Genomic DNA, 14,678 nt, shown 5'->3' with positions numbered 1-14,678 from the left:
GATTCCGGGAGGAATTCCATGCCGTACTTCGAGAGCCCCGTCGATGGCGCCCGGCTGCACTTCGTCGACTACGGGCCCGCTGCCGGACAGGTGGTGGTGTTCGTCAACAGCTCCTACTTCGGTACGGAGATGTGGGAGTACCAGATGCTGCCGCTCGCCGAGGCCGGATACCGGTGTGTCGGGTTCGACCGGCGCGGGCACGGCCGGTCCGACGACGTGTGGGGCGGCTTCGACCTCGACAGCCTCGCCGATGACGTGGACGGGCTGCTCCGCCACCTCGACCTGCGGGAGGTCACGCTCGTCGGGCACTCCCTGGGCACCGCCGAAGTCGTGCGCTGCCTGACCCGGCACGGCGTGGAGCGGGTGGCCAGGGTCGCTCTGGTCGCGGGCATGGCGCCGGGGCCCGCGCGGTCCGCCGACCACCCCGGAGGCGTCGACCCGGCGCTCATCGAGGCCGGCAACGAGACGTTCCGACGCGACCGGGCCGCGTTCTTCGCGGACGGCGCCCGCGCGTTCTTCGCCCTCGACCTCCCCGGGAACGACCTCTCCGAGGCGTATGTGCAGTCCATGGTCAACCGCTGCCACGGAGCGACCGCACGGGCCGGGGCGGCCCTGGGCGACCTCGTGGTCACCCTGAACGACGCCCCCGAGCTGGCCAAGCTCGACCTGCCGGTCCTCGTGGTCCACGGCACGCATGACGCGTCGGCGCCACTGGACCTGACCGGCCGTCGGGCAGCGGCGCTGCTGCCCGACAGCACGCTCAAGGTCTACGAGAACGCCGGCCACGGACTGTTCGCGACACATGCCGAGGAACTCACCGCGGACCTGCGCGAGTTCATGGCCCGTGCCTGAAGTCCCGCGAACGCCAGGCCAGGCCTGAGGTCCCGCGACGCCGGGCCTGGCGTCGCGGGGCCTCGACGCCAGGCCCGGCGTCCAGCGAAGGTCACGCGAACGCGTTCACCCCGGTGAGCTCCGCCGACAGCTCCCACAGGCGCGCCGCCTGTTCGGGGTCGACCGCGTGGTCCATGACGCCGATCCGGATCTCCTCGTCCGCCGGAGCGGGCTCGGCGATGTCGCAGTCCTCGCAGTACACCCCGCCCATGTCGGCCAACTGCGGCGAGGTCGCGGCCCAGACCTGGGTGGCCGCGCCTTGCTCGGGTGTCTTGAAGGCCTCCGGGTGCAGCAGGGTGCCGTTCTCGTCGATCCAGCCGCGCTCGACCATCTCCTGCTTGGGGAGGTGCCGCTGCAGCGGAGTGAGGATGCCGCCGGGGTGGAGTGCGAAGGCCCGTACGCCGGACTCGCGGCCGAGCTTGTCGAGGTGCACGGCGAACAGCACGTTCGCCGTCTTCGCCTGCCCGTACGCCTCCCATTTGTCGTAGCCGTGCCGCCAGTGCACGTCGTCCCAGCGGATGCCGGAGAGGTGGTGACCGGTGGACGACACGGACACGACCCGCGCTCCGCCCGGCTCGATCGCGGGCCAGAGCCGGTTGACGAGCGCGTAGTGACCGAGGTGGTTGGTCGCGAACTGGGCCTCCCAGCCGGGCCCGACCCGAGTCTCCGGGCACGCCATGATCCCGGCGTTGTTGATCACGATGTCGACGACACGGCCCGAGGCGAGGAACCGGTCGGCGAAGGCGCGCACGCTCTCCAGGTCGCCGAGGTCGAGCTCGTCGGTCTCGACCCCCTCGATGCCGTCCAGTGCCTCGCGGGCAACGGCCGGGCGCCGCGCGGGGACGACGACTTGGGCGCCCGCCTTGGTGAGAGAGCGGGTGGTCTCCAGGCCGAGGCCCGAGTAGCCGCCCGTGACGATCGCGAGCTTTCCGGAGAGATCGATTCCCTCAAGGACGTCGTCGGCGGTGCTCCGGGCACCGAAGCCCGAGCCGATCTTGTGCTGTGCAGTGGTCATGCGTGGCACGCTACGAATTGGAGCGGACTCGAAGTCAAGCGGGCGCCGTCGTGCCGCCCCCGGGCAAAGAAAAAGACCCCGACCGGACGGGGGAATCTCGGTCGGGGCCGTCTGTGGTGGGCACGGATGGCGGTCGCCTCTCGGCGAAAGGCTCCACAGGGCTTCAGCCGAACGATCGTCCCTGTGAGCAAAAGGTGAGGCCCGGGGACACTGTCCCATCCGCACCCACGGATCGTTCAACGGGTAACTACCGGGGAGTGTTCCCTGGGAGGGGCGGCTTGCGTGGTGACGTGCGTCACGGCCTCGGGTTACAGGACGCCGCCGGGAACTGCGCGCCGCCGACGGGCCCCGACGGTCAGGGCTTTCTGGCCACCGCGCCGAACTGCGGCACGGCCGCGGGGGACCCGGACTCGGCGCGCCACAGGGAGCAGGAGACGATGCCCGGCGCGACCGGCTCCAGGCCGTCGAAGAAGGCCGTGATCTCTGCGCGGCTACGGGCGGTGATCGGCGGGGTGGCGTTCTCGTTCCAGAACTTCATGGCGTCGATGTTGCCCTCGCCGCCGAGATCGGGGTCGGTGGTGGGGTGGGTGAGGGCGAGACAACTGCCGGAGGGGACCGCGGCCATGATCCGGCGCACGATGTCCTGCGCCTGCTCGGTGTCGAGCACGAAGTTCAGGATGCCCAGCATCATGACCGCGACGGGTTCGTCGAGATCGAGGGTCTCGGTGGCACCCTCGACGATGTCGTCCGGGTGGTGGACATCGGCGTCGATGTAGTCGGTCGTTCCCTCGGGCGTGCTGGTCAGCAGGCCACGGGCGTGAGCGAGCACGATGGGGTCGTTGTCGACGTAGACGATCCTCGACTCGGGCGCGATCCGCTGGGCGATCTCGTGGGTGTTGTCCAAGGTCGGCAGTCCGGTGCCGATGTCCAGGAACTGCCGCACCCCGCGTTCGGCCGCCAGATACCGGACCGCGCGGCCCAGGAAGTCGCGATCCGCCCGGGCCACGTCCCGGATCACCGGAAACATCGTCGCGACCTGGTCACCGACGACCTGGTCGACTTCGTAGTTGTCCTTGCCGCCGATCCAGTAGTTCCAGACCCGGGCGTTGTGCGCCACGCCGGTATTGACCCTCGACGAACTGTCCACCGGGCTGCGGCCCTCACTCACGGCTTCTCCTCTCCACGTACCCACGAGATGTCCTGGGCCGAATAAATCAGATCCGACGGGACCACGTCAGGAGGTTGCCGCACGTGCCGGAGTCTCCCGGTCCGCGGCCCAGGTCAGGAGCTCCTCCGCGGTCCATGTGGTGATCACGCGCTCGGCGGGCACCCCGCACTCCTCGGCCCGGGCGCAGCCGAGGATCTGCCAGTCGAGCTGGCCGGGGGCGTGCGCGTCGGTGTCCACGGAGAAGAGCACGCCCGCGTCGACCGCTCGGCGCAGCAGGTCGCGCGGTGGGTCGAGGCGCTCGGGCCGGCTGTTGATCTCCACCGCTGTGCCGGACTCCGCACAGGCCGTGAAGACCGCGTCCGGGTCGAACTCCGACTTGGGCCGGCCGCGTCCGCCGATCAGGCGTCCGGTGCAGTGCCCGAGGACGTCCGCCAGCGGATTGCGGACGGCGGCGACCATGCGGCGGGTCATCGGCCTCGCGTCCATGCGCAGCTTGGAGTGCACGGACACGACAACGACGTCCAGCCGGTCCAGCAACTCCGGCTCCTGGTCGAGCGATCCGTCGTCGAGGATGTCGCACTCGATGCCGGTGAGCAGCCGGAAGGGGGCCCACTGCTCGTTGAGTTCCGCCACCACGTCCAGTTGCCGGCGCAGGCGCTCGGGGGACAGCCCGCGCGCCACGGTCAGCCGCGGCGAGTGGTCCGTGAGCACGGCCCACTCGTGGCCGAGCCGCGCCGCGGTCAGGCCCATGTCCTGGATCGGGCTGCCTCCGTCCGACCAGTCGGAGTGCACATGGCAGTCGCCGCGCAGCAACGCCCGCAGCCGCTCACCCCCATGGGCGGGTGGCGCCGCGTTCTCGCGCTCCAGCTTCTCCAGATATCCGGGCACCCCACCGGCCAGCGCCCCGAGCACCACCTGTGCCGTCTTCGGTCCGATGCCCTTGAGCGACTCCAGCGACCCGGCGGCGGCGCGCTCCGCCACCTCGTCGGCGGGCAGCGCGGCCAGTACGGCCCGCGCGGTGCGGAAGGCACGTACGCGATACGTGGGGGCCTGGGCCCGCTCCAGCAGGAACGCGATCCGGTCCAGGGCCTCGACGGGGTCCATCGGCGCCTCCTCGCTCCGGCTCCCTCAAGCGTTGCCCAGGCCTCGTGAGCTCGCACGGCGGACGAACGTGGGCCCTGCGGCAGGGGCGTCCCCCGGCCGCTCACCCGGCTGGGCGAACAGGTCGATTCCGGCCCTCCGGCCGCAGGTGGGGCCGCCGGGGCGGGGGTGCTGGAACCGCTCCACGGCTGACCCGGGGTAACCGCTCTACGCTCTATTCATGACCGAAATTGCGAGCCCCCACATCTCCCACCCACGGATCATGGTGCTCGGGGTGCAGCCGGGTACGCCGCCGTTCCGGATCATGGAGATCGACGGCGAAGTGGTCGGTGAGGCGAAGGCGATCACCGATGTCCTGGAGACCGCCGCGGCCTACGGCATCACCGTCCACGACCTCGACGACCCGGAGGTCGTGCGGTGGGTGGGCGGCGACAAGCTGACCTGGACACCGCGCCGCTGACGGCGGACAGCGCTCGGGCGGGCCGGGGAGCGTTCGGCAAGCGCCGGGCAGGGGCCCAGGGCATCCGGCCGTGACGCGGCGATGCGCGGCCGTGCCCGCGCGAGCGTCGAGTGCCGGCGCGGCGTCCAGTCTCGCTCGGGGAGCGCGCGGACCTGTGGGTTTCGCGCCGCTGTGAGCTGCGCGGGCACGAATGCACCCGCACCCCGGCAAAGATCATTATTCGACGGGAACCGCGCATGCGCCCGCTCCCGCCAGGGCACGTTGATCTTGCCGGTTGATCACCACCGCCCCCGGCGTCCCCCTTTCCGCCGGGAGCCGTCATGTTCCGTGGCTTCGCAGTGCTCACAGCCACCCTCGCCGCCACCACCGCACTGGCCGCCGCCTCAGTCGCCGCGGCCGGCGCCCCGGCGGCCGGAGACGTGTGCTTCTGGACCGCCGCCGGACAGCACGGCTCGTCCTGGTGCGCACACCACCCCATGAGCTGCTGACGGGCCGACACCGGCCGACCGGTTCCGTCCGCCCGCGGTGGGGGCCGCGGGCGGGCGGTCAGGAACCTTGGGGGCTGTCGGCCGATCAGCACGGAGGGTCCGGCCGGGGCAACCCCGCCGGACCCTCCGCTCGCCCGCCCGAGCGGTCTTGTCAGCCCACCGTCCACTTCTGGTTGGCCGCGCCGGTACACGTCCAGATCTGCAGTCGTGTGCCGTTCGCAGAGTTGTTGCCTGTGACGTCCAGGCACTTGTTGGCCTGGGGGTTCACGATGTCGTGGGCCGAGCTGACGGCCCACTTCTGGTTGGGACCGCCCGTGCAGTCCCACAGTTGGACGGTCGAGCCGTCCGCCGTGCCGTTGCCGGTGACGTCCAGGCACTTGCCCAGGGCGCGCATCGTGCCGTCCGAGGACACCGTCCAGTTCTGGGCGGCGGTGCCGTTGCAGTCGTAGAGCTGTACGGCGGTGCCGTTCGCGGGGTTCGCTCCCGCCACGTCCACGCACTTGCCCGCGAGGCCCTTGATGGGAGCGCCGGTGCCGCCGGAGGTGTCGCTCGTCGTCACCGTCACCGAGTCCACGACGAGTTGCTGCGGGAAGGAGGTGGAGCTGTCGGGATCTCCGGGCCAGTAGCCGCCGACGGCGAGGTTGAGGATCAGGAAGAAGGGTTTGTTGAACACCCATGTCCTGCCGCCCAGATCGGCGGGCGTGCGCCGCTGGTAGACGGTGCCGTCCACCGTCCAGGTGATCGAGTCGGGCGCCCAGTCCACCGCGAAGGTGTGGAAGGCGTCCGCGAAGGCCTGGCCGTTCGGCAGGGAGTACGCGGCGCCTATGCCGCCCGAGCCGGAGTACCCGGGACCGTGGATCGTGCCATGCACGGTCGACGGCTCGTAGCCGACGTTCTCCATGACGTCGATCTCGCCCGAGTCCGGCCAGTTGACCGGTGTGCCGAGCATCCAGAACGCGGGCCACATGCCCTGCCCGCGCGGAATCTTCATCCGCGCCTCGACATGGCCGTACGTCGAGGTGAACTTCCCGGAGGTGTTCAGCCGGGCCGAGGTGTACTGGCATGTGCCGTACCAGCACTGGTAGTTGGCCGGATTCTCCTGGCGTGCGGTGATCACCAGATGGCCCTGGCCGTCCAGGGCCGCATTGCTGTTGCCGGACGTGTAGTACTGCCGCTCGTGGTTGTTGACGTTGTCGCCGGTCTCGATCTGCCACTTGGACGAGTCGACGGCCGAACCGGCGGGGCCGTCGAAATTGTCCTGGAAGGTCACGGCGGCAGCAGCCGCAGTCGTCGCGGAGCCCGCGTGGACGGGGGCGACGGCGGCGGACGCGACGAGCACGGCGGACAGTGTGGCGAAGAGACATCGTCGGAGCAGGCGTGGGGAGTCCATGACTCTCTCTTCCGTACGGCGATCCCGGGGACCGGGTGGGCCGACTGAGGTGGGGGGTGCATGCTTCGCCTCTTGATTTAAGAAGTGAGGTAAGGGGGTGTCAAGAGTCTGGTCCGGACCAACTCTTCAGTGCGCTGAGGCGAGTTCGTCGAGAACGCGTGCGAGGGACGGTGACGATGTACGTCAGGCCTTCGCGGCGCCGCGACGGGTGCGACGACGGTCGCGCGGGTGTACCACCCGGCCGAGCCGGCGCCCGAGCAGCAGGTAGCCCACCAGCGCCCCGGCCGTGTTGAGGATGACATCGTCGATGTCGAAGGCGCGCCCGCTGATGAGCGCGCCCTGGACCAGCTCGACGAGCAGCATGACCGCGGCGGTGAGCGCGAGAACACGCAGGATTCCCCGGGTCTTTGGGGCCAGCACGGGCAGCAGCACGCCGAAGGGCACCCCGAGCAGCAGGTTTCCGCCGATCTGCTTGACGGCGTCGCGCAGTTCCGGCTGGGAGAGGTAGGCGTGCAGCGATCGACCGGGGTGGAGATTGCTGTGGACCAGCGCCTCCGACGCCGGGGACGGCTCCAGCGTCAGCCGGGCCAGCGCGACCGCGAAAGCCACCATGGCCGCGAAGGCGAACAGCATGGCCAACAGTCGGACGGGAAGGGGCAGTGCCCTCGCCTCCCGCGGGGGCGCTGACGGACGACGCCCGGATTTCGCGGCACGCGTGCGTAACGCCGTGCGGAAGAGCGTCATGCGATCCTCCCGATTTCAACTGCCCTCTGGATAAAGGCGATTACCCCGACTGGAGGCTTCGATGCGAACGACACGGCGGGGAGCGACAGCATCAGGCCGAGTCGTCAGGAGGGCCTCGGCGTCGCCTTCGAGGTACACCACCGTGCAGCTCACCGCCGCGCTGGGCCCTCTCCTGCTCTGCCTGTCCGCGGCAGGCCGGTCAAAGGCGCACGATGACCAGGGCCGTGTCGTCGATGGCGCCGCCGGGCGGGAGCAGGTCGGCCAGCAGGGCGTCGGCGAGGGCTTCAGGGGCGGCGGCACGGTGGCGGACCAGCGAACCGGCCAGCCGCGCGAGGCCGGTGTCGATGTCCTCGCGGCAGCGTTCGATCAGACCGTCGGTGTACAGCACGAGGAGGGCGCCCTCGGTCGGGGTCCGCCACCTCGTAACGCTCCAGCGTCGAGTCGTGCTCCAGCGCCGAGTCGTACTGACCGGTTTCCGCCACCCGGCTCAGTGACGCCTGAAGAGTGCCGATGACGGCCGCTGCGGGGTCATTCGGGTGGTCGGACAGATGGTGGCCGACCACTTGCTCGCGGGTGCGGTCCAGCAGGCGCGGGAAACTCGTCGTTGGCGTCCACAGAGCGCAATCGGCGGGTCAGCAGTGCCGCCGCGCCGGGAAGAGCCCGGAACACCGCTGTGTAGTCGATCTCCGGTTCCGTCACGTCATTCCCGCCTCGACGACGTCGCTGGAGTGAATCCGGACCCGCTGTTTTGGACCCGTTGGAGGAGTTCGACTTCCTCGTTCCCGCACCCGCACCCGTGTGGGTGCGGGTGCGGGAACGAGGAAGATCAAGGCGACACGTGCCAGGTCAGCCGTTGGTCAGCACCATGCGGAAGCGGGCGGCGCCGGACATCATCTTCCGGTACGCCTCGTCGGCCCGGTCCAGCGGCACGGGCTCGATCATCGGCCGGATCCCGTGCAGGGCACTGAACGCCATGGTGTCCTGCACGTCCTGCGCGGTGCCGGACGGGTGCCCGCGGACGATCCTGCCGCTCATGAGCAGCTGTACCGGACTGATCCCGAGCGGCTCCATGTCCACACCGACGGCCACCAGCTCGCCCCGGTGGGACAGCCCGTCCACGGTCGCCGTGATGGCGTCGGAGTTGGCGGCCGTGGCCAGGACGACCTTGGCACCGCCGAGGGACTGCAACGCGTCCGCGACGCTGGTGTCCGCCGTGCTGTCGATGTAGTGGTGCGCGCCGAGCTGCTTGGCGAAGTCGGCCTTGTCGGCTCCACGGGCGATGGCCACGGTCTCGAAGCCCATAGCGGCCGCGTACTTCACCCCGAGGTGGCCCAGACCGCCGATGCCGAGAATGGCGACCAGATCGCCCGGCCGGGCGGAGCTGCGCCGCAGCCCGTTGAAGGTGGTCACCCCCGCGCAGGCCAGAGGTGCCGCATCGGGCGCCGCCAGCGCGTCGGGGATCCGGGCGAGGGCGTCGGCGGGTGCGATCACCGACTCGGCGAAACCGCCGTCGTACGCCCAACCGGGGACCTTCAGGTTCTGGCACACGATGAAGTCGCCCTGCCGGCAGGGTGTGCAGTGGCCGCAGCTGCCGCCGAACCAGCCGACCGCCACCCGGTCGCCCACCTGCCAGCCTCTGTCCTGCATGTCCTCGCCGAGTTCCTCGATGCGCCCGGCGATCTCATGCCCGGGAACCAGTGGGAACCGCACGCCCGGCACCTGAGCGTCGACGAAGACGGAGTCGCTGTGGCAGATTCCGCAGGCGTCCACGGTGACTCGTACGTGACCGGGGCCCGGCTGCGGCACCTCGCGCTGGACTATCTCGAACGGACTGCCGGCGGCGGCCACCTGCGCGGCTCGATAAGTGCTCATCGGGATCTCTCCGGGATCGGGAACGAGAACGGCGACCCCCTGTACCAGCACACCAGTTCCCGCGCGATCACGCGCGCCGAAGCAGATCGCGTGAACGATGGGCACGGCCCGGACGTCCCGCCGCCGCATGACCGGTTTGCCTTCGCGCCGGCAGGGCACTCCGGGCACCGGCCCCTTGCGCGCCGCCGCCTCGTCGCGGCAAGGCGATGTTTGGATGGCGCAGCGGATATTTCTGGGCAAAGCGGAGAACGAGGAGCCCCGGAGGTGGCGTATGAACCGGCGTGCCGCCCTCAGGGGCGCGCTCGAAGTCCTCGCATGGTGGGCCGCCCTCGCGGTGCTGTGGCTGGTTCTCATCAGCACGGTGGACACGCTGGAACTCGTCGTGGGGGCGGCCGCCGCGCTGGTCGGTGCCGTCGCGGCGGGCGGTGCGCGGCGGGCGGTGCGCGGGCGGTGAACGGCTGGACCGTCGCGGCGACGGCCGCGCTCGCGGGGGGAGTGGGTGCCACGGTGTGGGGGGTCGCCACCGGGCCGCTGCGGCGCCGGGTCGTCGCGCAGAACCTGTCCACGTCGTTGGCCTGCCCCAGCCTGCTGCTCCTCGCGCAGGGCTACGACCGGCCGTCGTACGTCGATCTCGCCCTGGTCCTCGCTCTCCTCGGCCCGGTCGGCACCCTGGTCTTCGCCCGGCTGCTCGCCGAGGACCTGGAGAAGGACCCGCCGAAGGCCCCATGGCTCACGTACGCGGTCGCCGCGTTCGGTGCCGTCGTCGTGCTCGTCCTGTGCGCGGTCGGCGGACCGGGCCGCGCGATGGTGAAGCTCCTGGTCACCGGCGCCTTGCTGATCGGCGGTAACCTCATCGCGTCACGGGCCCTGGCCGGCGGATTGGGCGGGAGCCGCCATGGATGACCCGCTCATCGTCGTGGCTCTGCTGCTGGTGGCGGCCAGTGCGACCGCGGCCGTCGCGGTGCGCGATCCCGAGCGCCAGGCCCTCGTCCTCGCGGTTCTCGGCACGACCCTGGCCGTCCTGTTCACCGTGCTGCAGGCCCCCGACGTGGCCCTCTCACAGCTCGCCGTGGGCTCCGCCCTGACCCCGCTCCTGTTGCTGCTGTCGGTCCGCAAGGTGCGGCGACGCGGGCGGAAGAAGGACAAGGCCTCATGACGCGTCGCCTGCGGCTGTGGATCCTGGCCCTGGGGGGCGCGGGCCTCGGGGTGCTCCTCGTCGCCGCCTGCCTGCGGCTGCCCGGCTTCGGCGGTGCGTCACACCCGTACGGCGACCGGGCGGTCCACGCGTCGCTGGCCCGCCGCACCGCCAACACCATCGCGTCCGTCAACTTCGACCAGCGCGCCTTCGACACCCTCGGCGAGATGAGCATCCTCTTCGCCTCCGTCCTCGGCACGGTCGTGCTGCTGCGCCAGACCCGCGACGAACGGCGCGCGAAACCGGAACCCGCCTCCGTGCCGCTCCCGGTACGTCGTTACGCACTGATCGTCCTGCCCGTCGCCCTGCTCACCGGCCTGTACGTCATCGCCCACGGACAACTCAGCCCGGGCGGCGGCTTCCAGGGCGGTGTGGTCGCCGCGACCGCCCTCCACCTGCTCTACCTCGGCGCCGACTACCGCGCCCTGGAACGGATCCGGCCGGTCGGCCTGTACGAGGTCGGTGACGCGCTCGCCGCGTCCGCCTATCTCGTCACGGGTCTCGCGGGGCTCATCGGCGGCGCGGCCTTCCTCGCCAACACACTGCTTCCGTACGGCACGTTCAACACCCTGTCGTCCGGCGGGACCATCCCCCTCCTGAATGCGGCCATCGGCATGGAGGTCGCCTGCGCGGTCGTCGTGCTGCTCGCCCGCTTCCTGGACCAGGCCGTGGAGATCGAACAGGAGGACGCGAAGTGATGTCCGTACTGCCGTATCTCGTCGCCGTGTGGATCTTCCTCGTCGGCTGCTACGGCATCGCCACCAGCCGCAACCTCATCCACGCCGTGGGCTGCCTCGCGGTCTGCCAGTCGGCCACGTACGTCCTGCTGCTGGCCGTCGGCTACCGTGACGGCGGCACAGCGCCCGTCTTCTCCGACATCAAGCCCGGCTCACGGCCCGTGGTGGACCCCGTCGTACAGGCCCTCGCCCTGACCGACGTGGTCGTCGGGGCCACCGTCACCGCGCTGCTGCTCGCCCTCGTCATGCAGGTCTCCAAACGGCACGGCACCGTCGACCCCGACGAACTCACGGAGCTGCGCGGCTGATGAACCACCTGCTGCCGCTGCTCGTCGCTCTTCCACTGCTCGGGGCCGCACTGCTCGTCGCGAGCGGCCGCCGGCTGCCGCGGGCCGTCGCCGAGACGGTGGGCTGCGTCGTCTCCGCGGGCACGGCGGGACTCGCCGTCGTCCTGCTGCTCAACTCCTCGCCGCCGCTGGTCGAGTGGGTGGGCGGCTGGCAGCCCAAGGAGGGCGAGAGCGTCGGGATCGTCCTCGTCGGCGACGGCCCGGGGCTCGGAATGGCGGCGCTCGCGTCGCTGCTGACCCTGGCCGCACTGGCGTACTCCTGGCGCTACTTCGAGGAAGCGCCGCGCCGCCACGCGGCCTCGTTCCCCGCCTTGATGCTGCTCTTCCAGGGCGGCATGTGCGGCTTCGCGATCGCGGGCGACCTCTTCGACGCGTTCGTGTTCTTCGAGTTGATGAGCGTCGTGGCGTACGCGCTGACCGGCCATCGCGTCGAGGAGGCGAAGGCCGTGCAGGGCGCACTGACCTTCGGGGTCGTCAACTCCCTGGGCGCGTACGCCATGTTGCTGGGCATCGGGCTGCTGTACGCGCGCACCGGCGAGCTCGCCATGGTGAAGATCGGCCGCGGCCTCGACGAGCACGGCGGGCCCGACGCCCTCACCCTCGCGGCCTTCGTGCTCGTCCTGACAGCCCTCCTGGTCAAGGCGGCGGCCGTGCCCTTCCACTTCTGGCTGCCGGACGCGCACGCGGTCGCGCCGACACCGGTGTGCATGCTGCTGTCCGGGGTGATGGTCGAACTCGGCGCGTACGGCGTCTGGCGGGTGTACGGGACGGTCTTCTCCGGGCCCGGCGGGATCCCCGCGGCCGATGTCGAGCGCGCCCTGGTCGTCCTCGGCGTGCTGACGAGCGTGGTTGGCGCGCTCATGTGCTGGTACCAGCGGCATGTGAAACGGTTGCTCGCGTACTCGACGGTCGCCCACATGGGGCTCTTCGTGATCGGCATCGGATGGCTCACGCCCGAGGCGGACGAAGGCGTCGCGCTCTACATCCTGGGTCATGCCGGGGTGAAGGCCGCCCTGTTCGCCTGCACGGGCATCCTGCTCGACCGGTACGGCAGCGTCGACGAACACGCGCTGCACGGTCGCGCCCGGCAGCTGCGTGGAGTCGGTGTGATGTTCGGCGTCGGCGCGCTGGGCCTCGCCGGGCTGCCGCCCTTCGGGACCGGGCTCGGGAAATCGATCACCGAGGAGGCGGTCGGAGAACCACTCACCGTGGTGTTCGTCGCTGTGTCGGCGGTGACCGCGGCCGCGGTGCTGCGCGTCACCGCGCGGGTGTTCTTCGGCCTCGGCCCCAGGCCGAAGGACGAGTCGTCGTACGAGATCACCGGCACCGGCGAGGAACCGGAGACCCGGCACCGCCTCAAGCGCGTGCCGGACACGATGACCTCGGTCCCCGCGCTGCTGCTGGCCGCGTCCCTCGCCGTGGGCGTGGCGCCCGGCTTCGCCGAAGTGGTGGGCCACGGCGTGAGCGAGGCGGGGTCCGGTGGGGCGATCACCTCGCCGCACTGGACCCTTGCCGGAGTGCTCCTCGGCCTCGCCTCCACGGCCTTGGCCCTGGGACTGGCCGCACTCGCCGTGACCCGCCCGACGCTGCTGGGCGAGCGGCCCTGGACGGGCCCTCTGCGGCGCCTCCAGTCCGGCCACATCGGCGATTACGTCGCCTGGATGCTGGTCGGCGCGACGCTGCTGGGGACGCTGGCGCTGCCGGGGATTCTGGGCGGCTGAGCGGGCTGCCCCGCGCTTCGCCCCCGAGGAACGAACCGACGCCGAACCCGTCTCCGGGGGCGGCCGAACACGTCCCAAGAATGTGGGCCGCGTCTCAAAGACTCTCTGCGGTGTCACACTCCGGCCGCCCCGGCCCTCTTGTCCGCGGAAACCGTCGGAGCCAGAGGGAGAAACCCCATGAACATCGTCGTCTTCGGAGCGAACGGACCGACCGGGCGCCTGGTCGTCGAGCAGGCGAGCGCGGCAGGCCATGCGGTCGCCGCCGTGACGCGGCAGCCCGAGAACTTTCCGGTGAGGGGGCCGCGGGTGCGGGTGGTCGAGGCGGATGTGTACGACCCCGACGCGGTGGAACGCGCTGTGGCCGGTCAGGACGCCGTGATCTCTGCGCTCGGTGTCCCCTACACCCGTGATCGGGTAAGTGTGTACTCCACCGGAATCACGCACGTCACGCAGGCCATGACCAAGCACGGCGTACGACGCCTCGCCGCCGTGACCTCCACGGTTCTCTTCGGGACACCGGCACCGGGCGAGCGGCTGCTGTTCCGGAAGGTGCTCGAGCCGGCCGTCGTGCGGTTCATGGGCCGCACCGTGTACGAGGACATGCGGCGTATGGAGGAGATCGTCCGCGCTACCGACCTCGACTGGACGGTCGTCCGCCCGGGCGGCCTGTTCGACGCGGGTGCGGTCAGCGACTACGAGATCGGCATGTCGCGCCTGCCCGGCCGGTACACCGCGCGGGCCGACCTCGCCCACGCGTTGCTGCGGCAGACGGTGGAGGGGCCGCATGTGCACGCCTATGTCGACGTGCGCACGACGGAGGGGACGCCGAGCTTCTTCGATCTCATCCGGAAGGAGGCGTTCGGCGGCAAGACGGGTGAGGCCAGGGGCTGATGGTGGCGTGCGGGGCGTATTGCGGCTCCGCGAGGTCCGCGACCTCGTCGATGAGGGGGAGCGGCGAGTGCTGCTCCATGCTCGCAGAGAAGCGAGGTCGCCCGCCGACGCGAAGGCTCACGCGGCGGACGGCCTCCCGGCTTCGACGAAGACCTGTACGAAGGCCCCATAGAGCGGACCGGTACAGAGGACCCGTACAGCGGACCGGTACAGAGGGCCCGTAGAGCGGACCGGTACAGAGGACCCGCAGAGAGGGTCTACGAGAAACGGACCACAGTTCCTAGTCGTTCGCCGCCTTCGCGTAATCCGTTGCCATGCCTCCCGCGAAGTCGTACACGATCACTTGCTCGTCGCCCACGACCCATGCGTCGTGCCCGGGCGGGCAGACGAACACATCGCCTGGGCCGACTTCTCCTTCGCCGCCTTCGTCCATGCGGAGGTGCATCCTTCCCTGGACGACATATCCGTTGTGGTGGATCTCGCAGCTCTTGGTTCCCACGATGGGGCCCACCGACTCGGACCAGCGCCAGCCCGGTTCGAAGGTTCCCACGGCGAAGTCGAGCCCGGTCATGTGGACCGCTTCGAGGTGGCCGCGCGGGAAATCACGCCGTTCATCCGGCTTGTCGACCGTCTTGATCTCGAGCATGACGGCTCCCTT

Annotated in this window: 17 protein-coding genes and 1 pseudogene; 10 read left to right on the top strand and 8 right to left on the bottom strand. The window is 70.6% G+C overall.

Annotated elements, in window-relative coordinates; genetic code table 11:
* Nucleotides 1–18 precede the first annotated feature (18 nt).
* Nucleotides 19–852, top strand: coding sequence for an alpha/beta fold hydrolase (locus tag ACIBK0_RS29650; RefSeq protein WP_399086593.1), 834 nt, complete (start codon nt 19–21; stop codon nt 850–852).
* A gap of 91 nt (nt 853–943) precedes the next feature.
* On the opposite strand, the gene ACIBK0_RS29645 is transcribed toward ACIBK0_RS29650, so the two are convergent.
* The 3 genes from ACIBK0_RS29645 to ACIBK0_RS29635 all read right to left on the bottom strand — a co-directional run bounded on the left by ACIBK0_RS29645 (nt 944) and on the right by ACIBK0_RS29635 (nt 4,178).
* The gene (locus ACIBK0_RS29645) at nt 944–1,906 is read right to left on the bottom strand and encodes an SDR family NAD(P)-dependent oxidoreductase (RefSeq protein ID WP_399086590.1); all 963 of its coding nucleotides are present in this window, start codon (nt 1,904–1,906) and stop codon (nt 944–946) included.
* Nucleotides 1,907–2,261: 355 nt separating this feature from the next.
* Complete coding sequence (locus ACIBK0_RS29640; protein ID WP_399086587.1) at nt 2,262–3,074, bottom strand: SAM-dependent methyltransferase; 813 nt, start codon at nt 3,072–3,074, stop codon at nt 2,262–2,264.
* A 66-nt stretch (nt 3,075–3,140) separates the two neighbouring features.
* Entirely contained in the window at nt 3,141–4,178 is a 1,038-nt protein-coding gene (locus ACIBK0_RS29635; protein ID WP_399086584.1) for a PHP domain-containing protein, read from the bottom strand.
* Between the two features lie 217 nt (nt 4,179–4,395).
* Here ACIBK0_RS29635 and ACIBK0_RS29630 point away from each other — a divergent pair, with 217 nt between their 5' ends.
* Complete coding sequence (locus tag ACIBK0_RS29630) at nt 4,396–4,635, top strand: hypothetical protein (protein WP_399086581.1); 240 nt, start codon at nt 4,396–4,398, stop codon at nt 4,633–4,635.
* A 320-nt stretch (nt 4,636–4,955) separates the two neighbouring features.
* Complete coding sequence (locus ACIBK0_RS29625) at nt 4,956–5,123, top strand: hypothetical protein (RefSeq protein ID WP_399086578.1); 168 nt, start codon at nt 4,956–4,958, stop codon at nt 5,121–5,123.
* A 151-nt stretch (nt 5,124–5,274) separates the two neighbouring features.
* On the opposite strand, the gene ACIBK0_RS29620 is transcribed toward ACIBK0_RS29625, so the two are convergent.
* The 4 genes and pseudogenes from ACIBK0_RS29620 to ACIBK0_RS29605 form a co-directional block, all read right to left on the bottom strand.
* Nucleotides 5,275–6,513: an RICIN domain-containing protein gene (locus ACIBK0_RS29620; RefSeq protein WP_399086575.1), complete on the bottom strand. Its 1,239-nt coding sequence runs from the start codon at nt 6,511–6,513 to the stop codon at nt 5,275–5,277.
* 183 nt (nt 6,514–6,696) lie between these two features.
* A complete protein-coding gene (locus ACIBK0_RS29615) occupies nt 6,697–7,257 on the bottom strand; it encodes a VanZ family protein (RefSeq protein WP_399086573.1) in 561 nt (186 codons plus the stop codon).
* A gap of 199 nt (nt 7,258–7,456) precedes the next feature.
* A pseudogene (locus ACIBK0_RS29610) lies at nt 7,457–7,660 on the bottom strand (SpoIIE family protein phosphatase); the annotation flags it as partial.
* Nucleotides 7,661–8,103: 443 nt separating this feature from the next.
* On the bottom strand, nt 8,104–9,129 hold the full coding sequence (locus ACIBK0_RS29605) for an alcohol dehydrogenase (protein ID WP_399086570.1): 1,026 nt from the start codon (nt 9,127–9,129) through the stop codon (nt 8,104–8,106).
* Between the two features lie 271 nt (nt 9,130–9,400).
* Between ACIBK0_RS29605 and ACIBK0_RS29600 the strand changes: the two genes are divergently transcribed.
* The 7 genes from ACIBK0_RS29600 to ACIBK0_RS29570 all read left to right on the top strand — a co-directional run bounded on the left by ACIBK0_RS29600 (nt 9,401) and on the right by ACIBK0_RS29570 (nt 14,020).
* Nucleotides 9,401–9,583, top strand: coding sequence for a hypothetical protein (locus ACIBK0_RS29600; protein ID WP_399086846.1), 183 nt, complete (start codon nt 9,401–9,403; stop codon nt 9,581–9,583).
* The gene (locus ACIBK0_RS29595) at nt 9,580–10,032 is read left to right on the top strand and encodes a monovalent cation/H+ antiporter complex subunit F (protein WP_399086567.1); all 453 of its coding nucleotides are present in this window, start codon (nt 9,580–9,582) and stop codon (nt 10,030–10,032) included. Before ACIBK0_RS29600 ends, ACIBK0_RS29595 begins: the two co-directional genes overlap by 4 nt.
* A complete protein-coding gene (locus tag ACIBK0_RS29590) occupies nt 10,025–10,285 on the top strand; it encodes a hydrogenase subunit MbhD domain-containing protein (protein ID WP_399086564.1) in 261 nt (86 codons plus the stop codon). Before ACIBK0_RS29595 ends, ACIBK0_RS29590 begins: the two co-directional genes overlap by 8 nt.
* Nucleotides 10,282–11,022: an MnhB domain-containing protein gene (locus ACIBK0_RS29585; RefSeq protein ID WP_399086561.1), complete on the top strand. Its 741-nt coding sequence runs from the start codon at nt 10,282–10,284 to the stop codon at nt 11,020–11,022. Before ACIBK0_RS29590 ends, ACIBK0_RS29585 begins: the two co-directional genes overlap by 4 nt.
* The gene (locus ACIBK0_RS29580) at nt 11,022–11,369 is read left to right on the top strand and encodes a sodium:proton antiporter (RefSeq protein ID WP_399086558.1); all 348 of its coding nucleotides are present in this window, start codon (nt 11,022–11,024) and stop codon (nt 11,367–11,369) included. The genes ACIBK0_RS29585 and ACIBK0_RS29580 overlap by 1 nt, the downstream gene beginning before the upstream one ends.
* Nucleotides 11,369–13,129: a complex I subunit 5 family protein gene (locus ACIBK0_RS29575; protein ID WP_399086555.1), complete on the top strand. Its 1,761-nt coding sequence runs from the start codon at nt 11,369–11,371 to the stop codon at nt 13,127–13,129. Before ACIBK0_RS29580 ends, ACIBK0_RS29575 begins: the two co-directional genes overlap by 1 nt.
* Before the next feature lie 177 nt (nt 13,130–13,306).
* Entirely contained in the window at nt 13,307–14,020 is a 714-nt protein-coding gene (locus tag ACIBK0_RS29570) for an NAD(P)-dependent oxidoreductase (protein ID WP_399086552.1), read from the top strand.
* A gap of 280 nt (nt 14,021–14,300) precedes the next feature.
* Here the strand turns inward: ACIBK0_RS29570 and ACIBK0_RS29565 are convergent, their stop codons facing one another.
* Nucleotides 14,301–14,666: a cupin domain-containing protein gene (locus tag ACIBK0_RS29565; protein ID WP_399086549.1), complete on the bottom strand. Its 366-nt coding sequence runs from the start codon at nt 14,664–14,666 to the stop codon at nt 14,301–14,303.
* Nucleotides 14,667–14,678 lie beyond the last annotated feature (12 nt).

It is taken from the genome of Streptomyces sp. NPDC050564, from assembly GCF_044457265.1.
Taxonomy (GTDB): domain Bacteria; phylum Actinomycetota; class Actinomycetes; order Streptomycetales; family Streptomycetaceae; genus Streptomyces.
This window is presented reverse-complemented; position numbering and strand designations above follow the sequence as displayed.

Excerpts from the sequence above, each read along its gene's own strand:
- ACIBK0_RS29615 (WP_399086573.1), bottom strand. The coding sequence starts at position 7,257 with ATGACGCTCTTCCGCACGGCGTTACGCACGCGTGCCGCGAAATCCGGG.
- ACIBK0_RS29590 (WP_399086564.1), top strand. The coding sequence starts at position 10,025 with ATGGATGACCCGCTCATCGTCGTGGCTCTGCTGCTGGTGGCGGCCAGT.
- ACIBK0_RS29650 (WP_399086593.1), top strand. The coding sequence starts at position 19 with ATGCCGTACTTCGAGAGCCCCGTCGATGGCGCCCGGCTGCACTTCGTC.
- ACIBK0_RS29600 (WP_399086846.1), top strand. The coding sequence starts at position 9,401 with ATGAACCGGCGTGCCGCCCTCAGGGGCGCGCTCGAAGTCCTCGCATGG.
- ACIBK0_RS29620 (WP_399086575.1), bottom strand. The coding sequence starts at position 6,513 with ATGGACTCCCCACGCCTGCTCCGACGATGTCTCTTCGCCACACTGTCC.
- ACIBK0_RS29605 (WP_399086570.1), bottom strand. The coding sequence starts at position 9,129 with ATGAGCACTTATCGAGCCGCGCAGGTGGCCGCCGCCGGCAGTCCGTTC.
- ACIBK0_RS29580 (WP_399086558.1), top strand. The coding sequence starts at position 11,022 with ATGTCCGTACTGCCGTATCTCGTCGCCGTGTGGATCTTCCTCGTCGGC.
- ACIBK0_RS29570 (WP_399086552.1), top strand. The coding sequence starts at position 13,307 with ATGAACATCGTCGTCTTCGGAGCGAACGGACCGACCGGGCGCCTGGTC.
- ACIBK0_RS29565 (WP_399086549.1), bottom strand. The coding sequence starts at position 14,666 with ATGCTCGAGATCAAGACGGTCGACAAGCCGGATGAACGGCGTGATTTC.
- ACIBK0_RS29585 (WP_399086561.1), top strand. The coding sequence starts at position 10,282 with ATGACGCGTCGCCTGCGGCTGTGGATCCTGGCCCTGGGGGGCGCGGGC.
- ACIBK0_RS29635 (WP_399086584.1), bottom strand. The coding sequence starts at position 4,178 with ATGGACCCCGTCGAGGCCCTGGACCGGATCGCGTTCCTGCTGGAGCGG.
- ACIBK0_RS29625 (WP_399086578.1), top strand. The coding sequence starts at position 4,956 with ATGTTCCGTGGCTTCGCAGTGCTCACAGCCACCCTCGCCGCCACCACC.
- ACIBK0_RS29575 (WP_399086555.1), top strand. The coding sequence starts at position 11,369 with ATGAACCACCTGCTGCCGCTGCTCGTCGCTCTTCCACTGCTCGGGGCC.
- ACIBK0_RS29630 (WP_399086581.1), top strand. The coding sequence starts at position 4,396 with ATGACCGAAATTGCGAGCCCCCACATCTCCCACCCACGGATCATGGTG.
- ACIBK0_RS29645 (WP_399086590.1), bottom strand. The coding sequence starts at position 1,906 with ATGACCACTGCACAGCACAAGATCGGCTCGGGCTTCGGTGCCCGGAGC.